We start from the raw sequence: 16759 nt of genomic DNA, 5'->3' as shown, positions 1-16759 counted from the left end.
CCAGCCGCAGCCGTGTGTACGTCGCGGGCAGCAGCGTGGTGAGCACCTCGGCGTGCTCCAGCTGCGTCACCGCCGCCGTGCGGCTGCAGTTCTGCACCGCGGCCAGCTCATCGGGCACGAACTCACTCGCCCCCGGCGGCCCCACCTCACCAGCGCCGTGCCCACCGGGCAGCGGATCGGCCGGAGCCGGGCGCGCCGCGGCCAGATCCATCACCAGCTCCACCCGCAACGCCGCCAACTGCGCCTCCGCGGCCACGATCTGACCCAGCAGCTCCGCCGCCTCCGCCGCACCCCGCCGGGCCGGCAACCACGCGCTCAACGGTTCACCCAACCGCGGCAACGGATCAGGGTCGGCCAGCTCCCACTCCGACGGCGGGCTCACCGGCATCACGGTCACCCCGACCGCGAACCCGACCATCGACATACCCGCAGGCTAAGCGGGGGGTACGACAGTTCCCGCAGGTCGGAGCCGAGCGACCAGGTCCAGGACCCGGGTGACCACTTCGGGCCGACGACCCGGCCAGGACCCGGCGACCAGGTCAGGACCCGGGGAGCGGGTCAGTGACCCAGCGACGGGACGGGTCAGCGCGGGGTGCGGGGGGTGGCCGGGTGCGAGCCGGCGGTGACCAGGTCGGCGACGGCCTGGCGGGCGTCGCCGGCGGTGACCAGACCCTCGCCCACGAGCACTGCATCGGCGCCCGCGGCGGCGTAGCTGATCAGGTCGTGCGGGCCGCGGACCCCGGACTCGGCGACCTTCACGACCTCCGACGGCAGGCCGGGGGCGATCCGCTCGAAGGTCGACCGGTCGACCTGCAGCGTGGTCAGGTCGCGGGCGTTGACCCCGATCACCGAGGCGCCGGCCGCCATCGCGCGGTCGGCCTCGGCCTCGGTGTGCACCTCGACCAGCGCGGTCATGCCGAGGGACTCGACCCGCTCCAGCAGGCCGACCAGCACGTTCTGCTCCAGGGCGGCGACGATCAGCAGGACCACGTCGGCCCCGTGCGCCCGCGCCTCGTGCACCTGGTAGCTGCTGACGATGAAGTCCTTGCACAGCACCGGGACGTCGACGACGGCGCGGACGGCGGCGAGGTCGGCGTGGGATCCCCCGAAGCGACGCTGCTCGGTCAGCACGGAGATGACCCGCGCGCCACCCGCTGCGTACTGCTGCGCGAGCCGGGCCGGGTCGGCGATGTCGGCCAGGTCGCCCTTGGACGGGCTGCGCCGCTTCACCTCGGCGATCACGCCGACACCGGGTGCACGCAGGGCCGCGAGCGCGTCGCGCGCCGGCCGGGCCGCCTGCGCGGCGGCCTTCACCTCGTCCAGCGGTGTCGCGGCCTCGCGGACGGCGAGGTCCGCGCGGACACCGGCGATGATCTCGTCGAGCACGTTCACGGCGTCGTCGCAGCCTCGGCCGAGGTCCGGTGGTTGCTCATCGGCGCCACTGCTCCTCGTACGTCGATCCCGGGCGGATGGGTGGAACCACTCTAGAGGCGGGCCACGGGCCGCCCGGCCCGGGGGCGGGCATCGCGACCCTGGGCCGTTCCGCTATACGGCGGAACCGGACCGCGGCGGGGGTGGCGGCTCGGTGGGGTCCTCCCCGCGATCCAGCGCCTTCCAGGCGTCGTCCGCACGGTCCTCGTCCGAGCGCACCGGCGCCGGCCCCGCGTCCCGCTCGTAGCGCTGTCCCATCGCGGGCCAGGAGGCCCCGCGGAGGACGGTCAGCACCCCGGCGAGGACGGCCAGCACCCCGGCGGCCACGGCGAGCCCCGGCCAGACCGGCGAGATCTCCACCGCCGTCGCGGTGACGCTGGCGCCGCCGACGCCGGGCAGGTCGGCGGCGGCGTCGGCGACTCCCCCGGTCAGCACCCGGGTGCCCGACCACAGCAGGGCGCCACCGCAGGCCGCCACCAGCAGCCCGACCACCAGCCGGCCCGTCCCGCGCACCGCCAGCAGCGCGACGGCCGCGGCCAGCAGCACCAGGCCCGCGGCGGTCACCAGCGGTGCCGCGGCGCCACCGGTGAGGGTCCCGCTCACCGGCGGCAGGGGTGCCCGTCGCTCGGCGGTCACCTCCGCCCACCGCTGGCTCGCGGTCGACAGGGCCAGCGCCCCGGCCAGCGCGACGCCGACCACGGCGGCCGTCAGCTCGCGCCGTGCACCGCCGGACCGGTCCACGCCCGGGGACGAGCTCACGACAGCTCCCGCAGCCGCTCGGCCGTCGCGATCGCCGACAGCACCGCGCGCGCCTTGTGGCGGGTCTCCGCCTCCTCGGCGGCGGCGTCGCTGTCGGCCACGATCCCCGCCCCGGCCTGCACGTACGCGCGCCCCTGGTGCAGGACTGCGGTGCGGATGGCGATCGCCATGTCCATGTCGCCGCTGGCGTCGACGTAGCCGACGGTGCCCGCGTACAGGGCGCGCCGCGTCGGCTCGAGGGTGTCGATGATCGCCATGGCGCTGGGCTTCGGCGCGCCCGAGACGGTGCCCGCGGGGAAGGTCGCGTCGAAGACGTCCAGGGCGTCGCAGCCGGGCCGCACCTCACCCGCGACGGTCGAGACCAGGTGCATCACGTGGCTGTAGTGCTCGACCCGCATGAAGTCCGGCACCTCGACGCTGCCGGGCACGCAGACCCGCCCCAGGTCGTTGCGCGCCAGGTCGACGAGCATGACGTGCTCGGCCCGCTCCTTGGGGTCGGCGAGCAGCCCCTCGGCCAGGCGAACGTCCTCCTCGGGCGTGGCGCCGCGCGGCCGGGTGCCGGCCGGCGGGTGGACGACGGCCGAGGTGCCGGCCACCGTCACCAGCGCCTCGGGTGAGGAGCCGACGACGTCGAACGGCGTCTCCCGGCCCGCGAAGCGCAGCAGGTACATGTACGGCGACGGATTGGTCGCCCGCAGCACCCGGTAGAGGTCCAGCGCCGCGACGTCGGTCTCGAGCTCGAACCGCTGGGCGAGCACCACCTGGAAGGCGTCGCCGGCCCGGATGCGCTCCCGCACCTCCTCGACCCCGGCCTGGAAGACCCCGGGCGCCAGGTTGCTGCGCACCGACGCCGGCACGTCGGCCGGCTCGAAGACCGCGACAGCCGGCGCGGCGGGCCGGACCAGCGCGGCGGCCATGGCGTCCAGCCGGGCGACCGCGTCCTCGTAGCCGGCGGCGGCGGGCTCGGCTCCGGGTCCGCGCAGGGCGTTGGCGATGAGCAGCACCGACCCGTCGCTGTGGTCCAGCACGGCCAGGTCGGTCACCAGCATCATCGCCAGCTCCGGCATGCCCAGGTCGTCGACGCTGGTGCTCGGCAGCCGCTCCAGACGGCGGACGACGTCGTAGCCCAGGTAGCCCACCAGCCCACCGGTGAGCGGGGGCAGCCCCGGCGTGCGGGGCGAGCGCAGCCGCCGCGCCAGGACCCGGACGGCCTCGAGGGGATCGGCCGGGAGGTCGTCGGTCAGCCCGGGCACGTCGTCCCCGAGCCACTGCGTGCGCCCGTCCCGCTCGGTGAGCACTCCAGCGCTGCGGACGCCCACGAAGCTGTACCGCGCCCACCGCTTCCCCTGCTCGGCCGACTCCAGCAGCACCGTGCCGGGACGGTTGCCGGCCAGCTTCCGGTAGATGCCGACGGCGGTCTCGCCGTCGACCAGGAGGCGGCGGGTGACCGGGACGACCGCCGCGTCGATGCCGGCGAACTCCTCCCGCGAGGGCGAGGTGACCCCGAACCTCACGGCGCCACCCCCTGCGCGGCCGGCAGCACCCGGTGGAAGCAGCTGCGCTCGCCGGTGTGGCAGGCGGCGCCCTCCTGGTCGACGAGCAGCAGCAGCGCGTCGCCGTCGCAGTCCAGGCGCACCTCCCGCACCCACTGCCGGTGCCCGGAGGTCTCCCCCTTCACCCAGTACTCCCGCCGGCTGCGCGACCAGTAGGTGGCCCGGCCGGTGGTGAGGGTGCGGTGCACCGCCTCGTCGTCCATCCAGGCCACCATGAGCACCTCGCGGGTGTCGTGCTGCTGGACGACGGCGGCCACCAGGCCGGCCGGGTCGCGGCGCAGCAGGGCGGCGACCTCGGGGGCCAGCGCGGGTCGGGAGGGATCGGTCGCGGGCATGCCGCCAGTCTGCCGTGCCGCCCGGTCAGCCCTGCGGGGCGGTGAACCAGCTGCGCCCGCCACCGAACAGCACGAGCCCGAGCGCGACGAGCGGGGCGGCGGCGAAGAACAGGCTGAACACGGCGAGCACCCCGCCGACGTCCTCGACCGCCGCGGCCGGCCCCAGCAGGTCGGTCAGCTTCGCCCACCAGTAGACGGCGAGCACCAGCTGGGCCCCGTGCGCGGCCAGCACCACCAGCCACGCCGTCCGGGTGCGCCGGATCAGGGCGAGGACACCGGCGGCCACCAGCAGCGCCACCGAGATCAGCTGGACGATCGCGAGCGTCCCGCCCTCGCGGGCGAACACGTAGGCCTGGGTGGGGGCGGCACCCGGGCTCTGCTCGACCGCCATCTCCGCGAGCGAGGCGAAGAACCACACGTACAGCGACGCCACCGCGACCAGCAGCGCCTGCACGAAGCTCAGCACCGCGGCGCCGACGACCTGACCCGGCCGGCGCCCGGCCCGGGGCGGCACCGGACCGCCCCGGAACGGCGCCGTCCCGTACGGGCCGGGGGGATAGCCGTAGCCGTAGGGGCCGGGGTAGCCGTAGGGCGGGGGGCCGTACCCGGGCGGCGGCGGACCGTAGGGCGACGCGTAGCCGGGGGGCGGCGCCGTGGGCGGCGGGCCGGTGTAGACCGGCCCCGGCTCGGTCGGCGTCGCCGGGTCCGCCCAGGGGTCGCGCGGTGCGCTCACGTCCCGCCCCGTCACAGGGCGGCCGCGAGCGCGCGACCCGCGACCCGGCCGGAGAAGAGGCAGCCGCCGAGGAAGGTGCCCTCCAGCGAGCGGTAGCCGTGCACGCCGCCACCACCGAAGCCGGCCACCTCACCGGCGGCGTAGAGGCCGCTGAAGACCTCCCCGCCCGGCCGCAGCACGCGACCGGAGAGGTCGGTCTCCAGCCCGCCGAGGCTCTTGCGGGTGATGACGTTGAGCCGGACGGCGATCAGCGGCCCGGCCTCCGGGTCGAGGATCCGGTGCGGCGGGGCGACCCGGATCAGCTTGTCGCCGAGGTAGTTGCGGGCGCCGCGGATGGCGGTGATCTGCAGGTCCTTGGTGAAGGTGTTGCCGACCTCGCGGTCGCGGGCCACGATCTCCCGCTCCACCTGGGCGAGGTCGAGCTCCGGCGTGCCGCCGGTCACGCGGTTCATGCCCGCGACCAGCTCGGGCAGGGTGCGGGCGACGACGAAGTCCTCGCCCCGGTCCAGGAACGCCTGGACGGGGCCGGAGACGCCGGCCTTCACCCGGGTGGCGAGCAGCCGGAGGTCCTTGCCGGTGAGGTCGGGGTTCTGCTCGGAGCCCGACAGCGCGAACTCCTTCTCCACGATCTTGTGCGTGGCGACGAACCAGGTGTGCTCGTGGCCGGTCTGCCCGATGTGCGCGAGCGTCCCGAGCGTGTCGAACCCGGGGAACAGCGGCACCGGGAGCCGCTGGCCGGTGGCGTCGAGCCACAGCGACGAGGGGCCGGGGAGGATGCGGATGCCGTGCCGCGCCCAGACCGGCGAGTGGTTGGCGACGCCCTCGGTGTAGTGCCACATCCGGTCGCCGTTGACCATGCTGGCGCCGGCGGCGACGGTGGCCTCCTGCATCAGGCCGTCGACGTGCGCCGGGACCCCGGAGAGCAGCCGCTGCGGTGCCGGGCCGAGCCGGGCCGGCCAGTACCGGCGGACCAGGTCGTGGTTGCCGCCGATGCCGCCGGAGGTGACGACGACGGCCTGCGCGCCGAGCTCGAACTCCCCGACCTCCACGCGGGAGCTGGCCTCGCCGCGGGCCACGTCGCTGGGCTCGAGCACCCCGCCGCGGACGCCGGTCACCGCGCCGCTGCTGACGACGAGCTCGGTGACCCGGTGCCGGAAACGCAGCTCGACCCGGCCCGCCGCGACGGCCGCCCGCACCCGACGCTCGAACGGGGCCACCACACCAGGACCGGTGCCCCAGACGATGTGGAACCGCGGCACCGAGTTGCCGTGCCCGGTGGCCGTGTAGCCACCGCGCTCGGCCCACCCGACGACCGGGAAGAAGCCGATGCCCTGCTCCTTGAGCCAGGCCCGCTTCTCCCCCGCGGCGAACTGCAGGTAGGCCTCGGCCCACTGCCGGGGCCAGTGGTCGCTGTCGCGGTCGAAGCCGGCGGTGCCGAACCAGTCCTGGCGGGCCAGCTCCAGCGAGTCGCGCACCCGCAGCCGGCGCTGCTCGGGCGAGTCGACGAGGAACAGCCCGCCGAAGGACCACCACGCCTGCCCACCCAGCGACGCCTCGGGCTCCTGGTCGACCAGGATCACCCGCTTGCCGGCGTCGGCGAGCTCGGCGGTGGCGACCAGTCCGGCCAGCCCCGCTCCCACCACGACGACGTCTGCCTCGATGCGTCCGTTGTCCACAGGGCGACGCTAGCGGGCGCGCCCTGCCGGGCGCGTCCCCCCGGGCGGGCGAGTTGCGCCGCCGCGTGCGCCCCGACGTCGCCGTCGGCGCCGCAACGGCTCAGGCGACCGGCTCGGGCTCCCCGGTCGAGGAGCGTCGCCACGAGGCGTGCAGCCGGGCGTAGGGGCCCTCGGCGTCGACGAGCTCCGCGTGCGTGCCGCGCTGCACCACCCGGCCCGCGTCGACCACCAGCACCTCGTCGGCCCGCTCGGCGGTGGAGAGCCGGTGCGCGATGGTCAGCGTGGTGCGGCCCTGGGTGAGGGTGTCGAGCGCGCGGGTCAGCCGCCGCTCGGTCGCCGGGTCGACGGCGCTGGTCGCCTCGTCGAGGACCAGCAGGTCGGGGTCGGCCACGTACGCGCGGGCGACGGCGACCAGCTGGCGCTCGCCGGCCGACAGCGACTCCCCGCGCTGCCCGACCGCCGTCCCGACGCCCGCCGGCAGGCCGGCGACCCACGCCCCGAGGCCCAGGTCGTCGAACGCGGCGACGACGTCGGCGTCGGTCATGCCCGGGCGGCCGTAGCGCACGTTGTCGGCGACGGTGGCGTCGAACAGGAACCCGTCCTGCGGCACCATCACCACCCGCGCGCGGAGCGAGGGAAAGGCGACATCGGCCAGCGGCACCCAGCCACCGGCGTCGGAGCCCAGCAGCACCCGCCCCCCGGCCGGGTCCATGAGCCGGGTGACGAGCTTGGCGAACGTCGTCTTGCCCGAGCCGGTCTCCCCCACGATCGCCACGCGGGTGCGCGGCGCGATGGTGAGGTCGACGTCGTCGAGCGCCGCCCGCGCACCGGGTGCGTAGCGGAAGGTGACGTGCTCGAAGCGGACTCCCAGCGGCCCGGCCGGCAGCTCCCGCACCCGGTCGGGGGTGGCGACGGCGGGGTCGCGGACGTCGGGCTCGGTGTCGAGCACGTCGAGCACCCGGCGGAAGCCGGCGACGGCGTTCTGCGCCTCGTTGAGCACCTCGCTGGCGGTCTGCACCGGGGCCACGAACAGGGTGACCAGGAAGAGGAAGGCCACCAACGTGCCCGGGGTGATGTCGCCGGCCAACCCGAGGAGGACCCCGACGACCACCACGGCGGCGTTGGCGACCGCGGCGACGAACTCGCCGCTGACGAACACCGCGGCGGTCACCTTCTGCGCGTCGACCTGGGCGCGGTAGTGCCGGTCGATCGCGGCGTCCAGCCGCGCGGCGGTGCGGGCGCGCACCCCGTAGGCCCGCACGGTCGGGGCGCCGACCACCGACTCGGAGACCGCGGCGAGCACGTCGCCGACGCGCTCCCGGACCACGCCGTACACCTGCACGAGCCGGCGGGCGAACCAGCGGACGGCGAAGACCAGCGGCACGAAGCAGACCAGGACGAGCAGCGTCAGCTGCCACGAGTAGACCGCCATGACGGCGGTGGCGACGACGAGCTGACCGACGCTGACCAGCCCGAGGACACCACCCCACTGCATGAAGACCGACAGCTGGTCGACGTCGCTGGTCACCCGGGAGACCAGCGAGCCGCGCCGCTGGCCCTGCTGGTGCAGCACGGAGAGGTCGTGCACGTGCCGGAACGCCCGCACCCGCAGACCCGCGAGGGCGGTCTCCGTCGTGCGGAACAGCCGGACGTTCATCCGGTAGACCGCGACGGCGGTGAGCACCACGACGACGGCGCAGCCGGCGACCACCCAGGTGACGAGCCCGAGATCCGGGCCTCCGGGCGCACCCAGGCCGCGGTCGATGACCTGCTGCACGGCGATGGGCACCACCACGCGGCCGGCCGTGGCGACCAGGGCCAGGGCGAAGGTGACCGGCAGACCGCGCCGGAACTCCGGCATCATCCGCAGGCCGCGGCGCAGCGTGGCCAGGGCGCCCTCGGACGGGCGGTCCTCCAGCCGCGTCGCGGCGGTCACGCCGGCACCTCCGCCTGCGCGTAGGCCTGCACCAGCGCCGCGTACCCCGGCACCTCGGCCAGCAGCTGCTCGTGCGTGCCGCGGGCGACGGCTCGGCCGTCCTCGAACCAGACGACCTCGTCGGCCAGCGCGATCGTCGCCTGCCGGTAGGCGACCACGACCACGGTCGTCGGCGCCCCGCTCCCCCGCAGCGCGTCGAGGATGCGCGCCTCGACGGCGGGGTCCACGGCGCTCGTGGCGTCGTCGAGCACCAGCAGCCGGGGACGGCGGACCACGGCGCGGGCGAGCGCGAGCCGCTGCCGCTGGCCGCCGGACAGGGACGCGCCCCGCTCCCCGACCCGGGTGTCCAGGCCATCGGGCAGCGCGGCGACGAAGTCGTCGGCCGCCGCGACGCGCAGCGCGGCCCAGACCTCGTCGTCGTCCACGGGCGCGCCGAGGGTGACGTTACCGCGGACGGTGTCGTCGAAGAGGAAGGCGCTCTGCGCGACGAACGCCGCCTGGCCGCTCACCTCGCCCTCCCGCAGGCGGCGCAGGTCGACGCCGTCGAGCAGCACCGCGCCGTCGGCCGGGTCGACGAGGCGCACCAGCAGGCCGGCGAGGGTGGACTTGCCCGACCCGGTAGGGCCGACCACGGCCACCGTGCGGCCGGCCGGCACGTCGAAGGTGACGCCGGTCAGCGTGGGACGACTGCCCCCGTCGAACGTGAAAGCGACGTCGCGCAACGCCACCCCGGCGCCGCCGGCACCCGCGACGGCGGCATCCGGCCCGTACGGGGTCTCCCCGGTCGCCTCGAGGACGGGGGTGACCCGGTCGAACCCGGCCAGGGCACGCGGCAGGTCGGCGAGCACCCAGCCGATGGCCCGGATCGGCAGGGCGAGCAGGGTGAACAGGTAGGCGATCGACACCAGGTCGCCGGCGTCGGTGGCGCCCTCGGCCACCCGGCCGGCGCCGATGAGCAGGACGGCGAGGGTGCCGAGGTTCGGCAGCGCCTCCATCATCGGGTCGAAGACCCCGCGCACCCGGCCGACGGCGATCAGCCCGTCGCGCAGCTCCTCGGCCCGGGCGGCGAAGCGCTCGGTCTCGGTGTCCTCGCGGCCGAGGGTCTTCACCACCAGCGCCGCGTCGAAGCTCTCGTGCGCGATCTCGCTGACCTCCGCCCGCAGCTGCTGCGCCCGCTGCATCCGCGGGCTCATCACCTGGGAGTAGACGCCGTTGGCCGCGAACACCAGCGGGAAGACCACGAGGCCGACCAGCGCGAGGAGCGGGTCGGTGAGCACCAGTGCCACGCTGGTGATCGCGATCATCACCAGCGCGCCACAGGCGAACGGCAGCGGCGCGACGAAGAACCACGCCGACTCCACGTCCGAGTTGGCGTTGGAGAGCAACTGCCCCGTGGGGTGGCGCTGGTGCCAGGAGAGCGGCAGCCGCAGGTACTGGCCGGTCACCCGGCGGCGGTACTCGGCCTGCAACCGGTAGCTCATGACGCCGGCGAACAGCCGGCGGCCCAGGATGCCGACGATCTTCAGCAGGGCGACGCCGAGAATGGCGACGGCGGCCAGGGTGAGGGCGGCCGCGGTGGTGGCGCCGTCGTCGAACGAGGGCAGCAGCACGCGGTCGGTGATCTCCCCGATGACGTAGGCGCTGGCGACCGTCATCGCGCCGTAGAGGCTGCTGGCCAGCAGCGCGAGGGTGAACATGCCCGGCTGCTCGGCGATCGCCCGCCGGACGTGGCGCAGCCCGCGTCGGACGACGGCGTCTCTGCGGCGGGACACGGGGCTCCTCGGGTGTGCGGGCGGCCCGGCCAGGATGCCGGACGGTCGTTAGGAACGCTAAGCGGACGGTGCAACCCCGCGCGGCAGCGGCTTCTTCCCGCGCCCGGGTACCGCCGGGCCCGGCCGCCGGGTAAGCAGGAGGGATGAGCGCCGTCCCCCCGTCCCTGCCGGACCGCGAGCGCGCCGCGCTGGCCGACCTCCTCGACGAGCTGGGCCCGGAGGCACCGACGTGCTGCGCGGGCTGGACCACCGCGCACCTGGCCGCGCACCTCGCCGTCCGCGACCGGCGACCCGACGCCCTCCCGGGCTACGGCCTGGAGATGCTGCCCGGCGGTGCGCGCCTGGCCTGGTGGTCGCACCGGCTGGAGGACCGGCTGCGCGGGTCGACGCCGTACGCGGAGGTGGTCGACCAGGTGCGCAGCGGACCACCGGCGTGGTCGCCGATGGCCCTGCCGGCCGCCGCGCGGGCGTTCAACCTGTCGGAGTTCGCGATCCACCACGAGGACGTCCGCCGCGCCCAGCCGGGCTGGGAGCCGCGGGACCTGCCGCGGTCGGAGCAGGACCAGCTCTGGTCGGCGGCCGCCCTCTTCGGCCGGCGGGCCGCGGGACGCCGCGGGCTGGTGCTCCGGCGCAGCGACGACCCCGGCGTGGAGAAGCGCTTCGGTGCGGGCGGTCGCACGGTCACCGGTGAGCCGATGGAACTGCTGCTGTGGGCCTCCGGCCGCCGCGACGTCGCCCGGGTGACCGTGGCCCCCGACGTCAGTGACCGCGGGTGAGCAGGTCCCGCAGGTCAGCCGCCTCTCCTCGCGGCGTCACCGGTGGCCGGCCGCCACCGCGGGGCCGGCGGCTGGCTCCCTCGAACCAGAACGGGCTGCTGTAGGCCAGGGCCAGGTTGTTGCACGGGTGCCCCTCCGGCCCGGGGCTGAGGTTCGGCTTCGTCGGGTCGGCGATGCGCAGGACCGCCCACGAGGCGGAGTCGCGGTCGATCGGCGCGCGGAACCGGATCGGCCGGCGTTCCCTCGGATCCGGCACCCGCACCGACTCGACGTGCACCACGGTGGGGGCCCGGTCGCCGGACGTCAGGACCTGGATCTCGACCTCCTCGCCGGCGTGCTCGGGCCCGCGGTCCAGGTCCACCTCGAAGCGGACGTCGCGCGCGCGGTGGGGCACCGACCGGCCCATGAAGCTGCCCTGTGCGGTCGCGTCCAGCCGCAGGCCCCGGACGTTCGTGGCGAAGAAGTCCCGCGCCGCCAGCGCCCGGCGCACCCCGCCGCGGTCGAGCTGGTCGACCCACAGGCCCGCCCGCCCCTTGCCGTCCGGCTCCCCCCAGTCGGTGCCGTGCTCGTCGGTCACGCCGAGCAGCCCGACCCGCCAGCCGGCGTCCAGGCAGGCGACCAGCGGACTGGGGAACCCCGCCGCCCAGCCCTCGAAGAGGTAGTCGTCGCGCCGATTCATGATCTCCATGGAGACGATCCGGTCGCTCAGCGCGGGCTCGTAGGCGAACGCGTCGAAGACCCCCGGCTCACGGTTGGGGTGGTTGAAACCCGCCAGCCCGTCGGCGCCGCCCCCGACGAGCGGGGTCTGCGGAGAGCGGCGCAGCCACTCGTAGAACAGCGCCATCCCGCGGGGCTCCGACCGGCGGATGAGGTCCAGCAGCTGCTGGCCGAGCGGCCCGAGCGGCCCGAGCGCCGCGGCGATCCCGGACTCGGTGAGGCCGAGCTGCAGCAGGCTGGAGAGGCTGAAGCCGGCGGTGCTCAGCGGATCGGTCCAGTCCTGGGTGAACCACACGTTGACGTGCCCGAGGAGCGGGCTGGACCACTCGAAGCCGCGCAGCGCGGTGAACTCGCCGGGGTCGTCGGCCGCGTCGGCGTACCGGCGGGTGTTCTCCCACGCCTGCTGGTTCATCCCGGCCAGCGAGCGGCACGGGTCCTCGCTCCCCGGCTGCGGCGGCGGGAAGGTCGCGCAGGCGTCGATCGGGCCCAGCGGCTTGGAGACCGTCGAGTGGTCGGTGAGCGCGGCCACGTCGAGACCTGCGTCCCGCATCGACTCGAAGGCCAGGGCGGGATCCCCGGAGCCGTCGGACTGGAGGCTGTGGTTGTGCAGGTCGGCGTGCGCCAGGCGCGCCCGCCGGCCGAGGCGCGACACCCGCTCGGCGCCCGCGACGCCGCGAGGCCCCAAGGGGGCGGCGAGGGCACCGGCCGGTCGCAGCAGCAGCCCGCCGGCGACGCCGGCCGCCCCCGCGGCCAGGACGTCGCGACGCCGCAGGCCGCGGTGTCCCTCGTCGGTCCGCCCGGCACCGTCCTCGTGGTCACCGCCGTGGTGGTGGTGGTGACCGCCGTGGTGGTGGTGACCACCGTGGTGGTGGCTGCCGTGCTCCTGCATCACCGCTCCCCTCGTCTGCTCGGGGCACCGTGACCTACGGAGGTGGCGGCGGACTGACCGGAAGGCGAACTCCCGGCGGAGGGAAGGCGTCCCCGTGATCAGCCGGCCGGGAACGGCGCCCACCCGCGATCGGGGCTGTGCGGCGGCCTGGGGCGTCCCGCTAGCCGAGCGGGGTGTCGCCCTCGCGGCGCACCGGCACCCCGGCCGCGGCCAGACCGGCCTTGACGTCGCCGACCCGCAGCTGGCCGAAGTGGAAGACGCTCGCGGCCAGCACGGCGTCGGCGCCGGCCGCGACCGCCGGCGGGAAGTGCTCGACCGCGCCCGCTCCCCCGCTGGCGATCAGCGGGACGGCGACCTCGCGGCGCACCTGGGCGATCAGGTCGGTGTCGAAGCCGGCCCGGGTGCCGTCGGCGTCCATCGAGTTGAGCAGGATCTCCCCCACGCCGAGCTCCGCGGCCTGCACGCACCACTCCACGGCGTCGCGGCCGGTGCCCCGGCGCCCGCCGTGGGTGGTGATCTCGTAGCCGGAGTCGGTGACCGCGCCGTCGCGCACCCGGCGCGCGTCCAGCGACAGCACGAGCACCTGGCTGCCGAAGCGGTGCGCGATCTCGGCGATCAGCTCGGGCCGGGCGACGGCGGCGGTGTTCACCGCGACCTTGTCCGCCCCCGCGCGCAGCAGCTTGTCGACGTCCTCGACGCCGCGCACCCCGCCGCCGACGGTGAGCGGGATGAAGACGCTCTCGGCGGTGCGGCGGACGACGTCGTAGGTCGTCTCCCGGTTCCCGGAGCTGGCGGTGATGTCCAGGAAGGTCAGCTCGTCGGCGCCCTCCGCGTCGTACACCCGGGCCATCTCCACCGGGTCGCCGGCGTCGCGCAGGTCGACGAAGTTGACGCCCTTGACCACCCGCCCGGCGTCGACGTCGAGGCACGGGATCACCCGCACGGCGAGCGTCATGCCGCGGGCTCCCGCACGGCGTCGGCCTCGATCTCCACCAGCAGCTCCGGGTCGATCAGCGCCGACACCTCGACCATCGTCGACGCCGGCCGGATGTCCCCGAACACCTCGCCGTGGGCGCGCCCGACCTCCTCCCAGCGGCTGATGTCGGTGACGTACATCCGGGTGCGGACGACGTCGGCGAGGCGGAAGCCCGCCCGCTCCAGGGAGCGCTCGATGGTGGCCAGCACCTGCCGGGTCTGCGCCGCGGCGTCGCCCGGGTGGGCGACGACGCCGTCGACGACCGCCGTCGTCCCGCTCACCCAGGCCGTGTCGCCGCGGACCACGATCCGGCTGTAGCCGACGACGGGCTCCCAGGGATTCGCCGACCCCAGGTTGAGCACGGTCACGCGAGTTCTCCGTCGCCGTCCCCGGAGGCGACCCGGAGCGCCTCGGGCAGGGTGAACTGGCCGGCGTAGAGCGCCTTGCCGACGATGGCGCCCTCGACGCCGATCGTCGTCAGCCCGGCCAGGGCGCGGATGTCGTCGAGCGAGCTGACCCCGCCCGAGGCGATCACCGGCCGGGCCGTCGCGGCGCAGACCTCCCGCAGCAGGTCGAGGTTCGGCCCCTTGAGCGTGCCGTCCTTGGTGATGTCGGTGACGACGTAGCGGGCGCAGCCCTCCGCGTCCAGCCGGGCGAGGGTCTCGTACAGCTCCCCGCCCTCCTGGGTCCAGCCGCGGGCGGCCAGCCGGGTGCCGCGGACGTCGAGGCCGACGGCGATCCGGTCGCCGTGCTCGGCGATGGCCCGGGCGCACCACTCCGGCGACTCCAGGGCGGCGGTGCCGAGGTTCACCCGCCGGCAGCCGGTGGCCAGCGCCGCCTCGAGCGACGCGTCGTCCCGGATGCCCCCGGAGAGCTCGACGTCGACGTCGAGCTCACCGACCACGCGGGCCAGGAGTTCGCGGTTGCTCCCCCGGCCGAAGGCGGCGTCGAGGTCGACCAGGTGCACCCACTCCGCGCCGTCGCGCTGCCACTGCAGCGCGGCGTCGAGGGGGTCGCCGTAGGAGGTGGCGCTCCCGGCCTCCCCCTGCACGAGACGGACGGCCTGGCCGTCGGCGACGTCGACGGCGGGGAGCAGCTGCAGCTTCGGCACGGTGACCAGCGTAGGGACCGCCCCGGCCGGCGTCGGCGTCAGCTCCCCGGCGCGTACCGGGCGGCGAACCGGCCGGGGGTCATGGCGGTCACCCGGGCGAAGTCGCGGGTGAAGTGCGCCTGGTCGGCGTAGCCCAGCGCCGCCGCCACCTCGCCGAGGTTCGCCGGGGCGCCGCGCAGCCGCTCGGCGGCCTCCTGCAGCCGGCGGCGCTGGATGAGCCACTTCGGGCTCAGCCCCAGCCGGCGCCGGACCAACCGCTGGAGGGCCCGCTCGGAGAGGTCGAAGCGCTCGCAGACCTGGGCCACGCGGACGACCTCGCGGTTCCCCTCGACGAAGGCGACGACCTCGTTGACCAGCCGGCCCTCCTCGTCCACCGGCAGGCAGGGCCGCAGCGCGTCGCCGAACGCGGCCATCGCCGCCGTGTGCCCCTCCGGCGCGTGCGGGTCCGGGCCCATCGCCGCACGGACCCGCACGGTCAGCCGCTCCCCCCGGTCGCCCAGGACGTCGGCGACGTCGACGTGCCGGTCGGTGAACCCGCTCATCGGCCCGCCCGCGATCAGCGCCCCCGCGGCGGGTGCGCACATGACGCCGACCGCCCAGCCCTCGCCGGTCAGCCTGGTCACCGACAGCCCCGGGACGACGCCGTAGAACCGGGCGTAGTCCCGGGCGACGACGACCAGCGCCACCGGGTACTGCAGCACCGCCTGCGGCGCCTCCTCCCCCGGCGGCACCGACCAGACCGGGATCCAGAAGCGCTGGAGGAACCCGTCGAACTCCGCGGGTGCGGCGTACCGGTACATGGCGTGGGACGCGTCGCCGGGGTCTCTGAGGTGCGCCCGCTCCACGAGGTCCATCGCGGCGGGGCTGTCGGGTTCCATCAAGACCGAGCCTGCCGCACGCTCCTACGTTCCGGGGCATGAACCGCACCGCCGCGAGCCACCAGGCAGCCGACCGTCCCCTCCGCCAGCTCCTCGACGCCGTGCCCCCGGCCGGCTGGGCCCGCCCCTCGCCGTGCGAGGGATGGACCGCCGCCGACGTCGTCGGGCACCTGATCGGCACGCAGCGGGACTTCCTCACCACGCACGGCGTCGACCTCGGTGGCGCGCCGGACGTCGCCACCGACCCGGCCGCCGCCTGGCGCGAGCACGCGGAGCGGGTGGCCGGGGCCGTGTCCGACGACGCCGTGGCGGCCCGGGAGTTCGACGGCTTCTTCGGTCCGACGACGGTCGGCGCGGCCTTCGAGCAGTTCTACGTCTGGGACATGGTCGTGCACCGCTGGGACGTCGCCCGCGCGGTCGGCGCCGACGCCGGGCTCACCGCCGAGGAGCTCGACCGGATCGAGGCCGGCGCGGACGGCTTCGGCCCGGCCCTGCACATGGACGGGATCTGCCGCCCCGCCGTCGAGGTGCCCGGGGACGCCGACCGCACCGCGCGCGTGCTGGCCCGGCTCGGGCGGTCCGCCTGACCCCGTCGCGCGGGTGACAGGCTGGGGTCGTGGAGTTCGCCGACGTCGTCCGCCGTCGCCGCATGGTGCGCGACTACGACCCCGACCGCCCGGTGCCGCCGGAGGTGCGCGAGCGGCTGCTGGCGCACGCCATCCGGGCGCCGTCGGCCGGCTTCAGCCAGGGCTGGGCGTTCCTGGTGCTGGAGACGGCCGAGGAGCGCGACCGGTTCTGGACGGCCACCACCGACGAGGGTGCACCCGACCGGTGGCTCACCCGCATGCGCCGGGCGCCGCTGCTGATCGTGCCGCTGGCCAACAAGAGCGCCTACCTCGACCGCTACGCCGAGCCGGACAAGGGCTGGACCGACCGCGACGAGGCCCGCTGGCCGGTGCCGTACTGGGACGTCGACGCGGGGATGGCGTCGCTGCTGATGCTGCTGACCGCCGTCGACGAGGGGCTCGGCGCCTGCTTCTTCGGCGTTCCCGGTGAGCGGGTCGAGGCGTTCCGGGCGGCGTTCGGTGTGCCGGAGGATTACCGGCCGGTCGGCTGCGTGTCGGTCGGCTACCCCGGGGGTGACGACCGCCGCTCGCCGTCGCTGCGCCGCGGCCGGCGGGGGGTCGACGAGGTCGTGCACCGCGGCCGGTGGTGAT

General features: G+C 75.7%; 16 protein-coding genes and 1 pseudogene. 3 read left to right on the top strand and 14 right to left on the bottom strand.

The genetic code is table 11. The annotated features are described in order from the left end of the window. The 9 genes and pseudogenes from ACI8AG_RS12530 to ACI8AG_RS12490 form a co-directional block, all read right to left on the bottom strand. A pseudogene (locus tag ACI8AG_RS12530) lies at positions 1-424 on the bottom strand (hypothetical protein); the annotation flags it as partial. 158 nt (positions 425-582) lie between these two features. Continuing rightward, complete coding sequence (trpC, locus tag ACI8AG_RS12525) at positions 583-1392, bottom strand: indole-3-glycerol phosphate synthase TrpC (protein ID WP_456591208.1); 810 nt, start codon at positions 1390-1392, stop codon at positions 583-585. Between the two features lie 153 nt (positions 1393-1545). Further along, positions 1546-2190: a Trp biosynthesis-associated membrane protein gene (locus ACI8AG_RS12520; protein WP_456597299.1), complete on the bottom strand. Its 645-nt coding sequence runs from the start codon at positions 2188-2190 to the stop codon at positions 1546-1548. Further along, on the bottom strand, positions 2187-3704 hold the full coding sequence (locus ACI8AG_RS12515; RefSeq protein WP_456591210.1) for an anthranilate synthase component I: 1518 nt from the start codon (positions 3702-3704) through the stop codon (positions 2187-2189). Before ACI8AG_RS12515 ends, ACI8AG_RS12520 begins: the two co-directional genes overlap by 4 nt. Next, a complete protein-coding gene (gene hisI / locus ACI8AG_RS12510) occupies positions 3701-4078 on the bottom strand; it encodes a phosphoribosyl-AMP cyclohydrolase (RefSeq protein WP_456591211.1) in 378 nt (125 codons plus the stop codon). Before hisI ends, ACI8AG_RS12515 begins: the two co-directional genes overlap by 4 nt. Positions 4079-4103: 25 nt before the next feature. Next, positions 4104-4811 carry a hypothetical protein gene (locus tag ACI8AG_RS12505; RefSeq protein ID WP_456597298.1) on the bottom strand — a complete coding sequence of 236 codons (708 nt, stop codon included), beginning with the start codon at positions 4809-4811 and terminating at the stop codon, positions 4104-4106. A gap of 11 nt (positions 4812-4822) precedes the next feature. Continuing rightward, entirely contained in the window at positions 4823-6487 is a 1665-nt protein-coding gene (locus ACI8AG_RS12500) for an FAD-binding dehydrogenase (protein ID WP_456597297.1), read from the bottom strand. Positions 6488-6587: 100 nt separating this feature from the next. Next, on the bottom strand, positions 6588-8423 hold the full coding sequence (locus ACI8AG_RS12495) for an ABC transporter ATP-binding protein (RefSeq protein ID WP_456591214.1): 1836 nt from the start codon (positions 8421-8423) through the stop codon (positions 6588-6590). Continuing rightward, positions 8420-10195, bottom strand: coding sequence for an ABC transporter ATP-binding protein (locus tag ACI8AG_RS12490; RefSeq protein ID WP_456597296.1), 1776 nt, complete (start codon positions 10193-10195; stop codon positions 8420-8422). The genes ACI8AG_RS12495 and ACI8AG_RS12490 overlap by 4 nt, the downstream gene beginning before the upstream one ends. 143 nt (positions 10196-10338) lie before the next feature. Here ACI8AG_RS12490 and ACI8AG_RS12485 point away from each other — a divergent pair, with 143 nt between their 5' ends. Beyond that, positions 10339-10971, top strand: a complete 633-nt coding sequence (locus ACI8AG_RS12485; RefSeq protein ID WP_456597295.1) for a TIGR03085 family metal-binding protein — start codon at positions 10339-10341, stop codon at positions 10969-10971. On the opposite strand, the gene ACI8AG_RS12480 is transcribed toward ACI8AG_RS12485, so the two are convergent. The 5 genes from ACI8AG_RS12480 to ACI8AG_RS12460 all read right to left on the bottom strand — a co-directional run bounded on the left by ACI8AG_RS12480 (position 10955) and on the right by ACI8AG_RS12460 (position 15542). Continuing rightward, the gene (locus tag ACI8AG_RS12480) at positions 10955-12577 is read right to left on the bottom strand and encodes a DUF3604 domain-containing protein (RefSeq protein WP_456597294.1); all 1623 of its coding nucleotides are present in this window, start codon (positions 12575-12577) and stop codon (positions 10955-10957) included. The two genes, ACI8AG_RS12485 and ACI8AG_RS12480, sit on opposite strands and share 17 nt — an antisense overlap. Positions 12578-12737: 160 nt before the next feature. Continuing rightward, entirely contained in the window at positions 12738-13532 is a 795-nt protein-coding gene (hisF, locus tag ACI8AG_RS12475; protein ID WP_456597293.1) for an imidazole glycerol phosphate synthase subunit HisF, read from the bottom strand. Then, positions 13529-13921, bottom strand: coding sequence for a RidA family protein (locus tag ACI8AG_RS12470; protein WP_456597292.1), 393 nt, complete (start codon positions 13919-13921; stop codon positions 13529-13531). The genes hisF and ACI8AG_RS12470 overlap by 4 nt, the downstream gene beginning before the upstream one ends. Then, a complete protein-coding gene (gene priA, locus ACI8AG_RS12465; RefSeq protein WP_456591220.1) occupies positions 13918-14664 on the bottom strand; it encodes a bifunctional 1-(5-phosphoribosyl)-5-((5-phosphoribosylamino)methylideneamino)imidazole-4-carboxamide isomerase/phosphoribosylanthranilate isomerase PriA in 747 nt (248 codons plus the stop codon). The genes ACI8AG_RS12470 and priA overlap by 4 nt, the downstream gene beginning before the upstream one ends. A gap of 38 nt (positions 14665-14702) precedes the next feature. Beyond that, positions 14703-15542, bottom strand: coding sequence for a helix-turn-helix domain-containing protein (locus ACI8AG_RS12460; protein ID WP_456597291.1), 840 nt, complete (start codon positions 15540-15542; stop codon positions 14703-14705). A 38-nt stretch (positions 15543-15580) separates the two neighbouring features. Between ACI8AG_RS12460 and ACI8AG_RS12455 the strand changes: the two genes are divergently transcribed. Both ACI8AG_RS12455 and ACI8AG_RS12450 read left to right on the top strand, forming a co-directional pair. Next, a complete protein-coding gene (locus tag ACI8AG_RS12455; RefSeq protein ID WP_456597290.1) occupies positions 15581-16129 on the top strand; it encodes a TIGR03086 family metal-binding protein in 549 nt (182 codons plus the stop codon). A 29-nt stretch (positions 16130-16158) separates the two neighbouring features. Then, positions 16159-16758 carry a nitroreductase family protein gene (locus ACI8AG_RS12450; RefSeq protein WP_456597289.1) on the top strand — a complete coding sequence of 200 codons (600 nt, stop codon included), beginning with the start codon at positions 16159-16161 and terminating at the stop codon, positions 16756-16758. Position 16759 lies beyond the last annotated feature (1 nt).

This window comes from Blastococcus sp. SYSU DS0552 (genome assembly GCF_054050815.1).
The sequence above is the reverse complement of the archived record's forward strand: the minus strand, read 5'-3'. Positions and strand labels throughout refer to the sequence as shown.

Coding starts and splice junctions, on each gene's coding strand:
- hisI (WP_456591211.1), bottom strand. CDS start 4,078: ATGCCCGCGACCGATCCCTCCCGACCCGCGCTGGCCCCCGAGGTCGCC.
- ACI8AG_RS12485 (WP_456597295.1), top strand. CDS start 10,339: ATGAGCGCCGTCCCCCCGTCCCTGCCGGACCGCGAGCGCGCCGCGCTG.
- ACI8AG_RS12480 (WP_456597294.1), bottom strand. CDS start 12,577: ATGCAGGAGCACGGCAGCCACCACCACGGTGGTCACCACCACCACGGC.
- hisF (WP_456597293.1), bottom strand. CDS start 13,532: ATGACGCTCGCCGTGCGGGTGATCCCGTGCCTCGACGTCGACGCCGGG.
- ACI8AG_RS12460 (WP_456597291.1), bottom strand. CDS start 15,542: ATGGAACCCGACAGCCCCGCCGCGATGGACCTCGTGGAGCGGGCGCAC.
- ACI8AG_RS12455 (WP_456597290.1), top strand. CDS start 15,581: ATGAACCGCACCGCCGCGAGCCACCAGGCAGCCGACCGTCCCCTCCGC.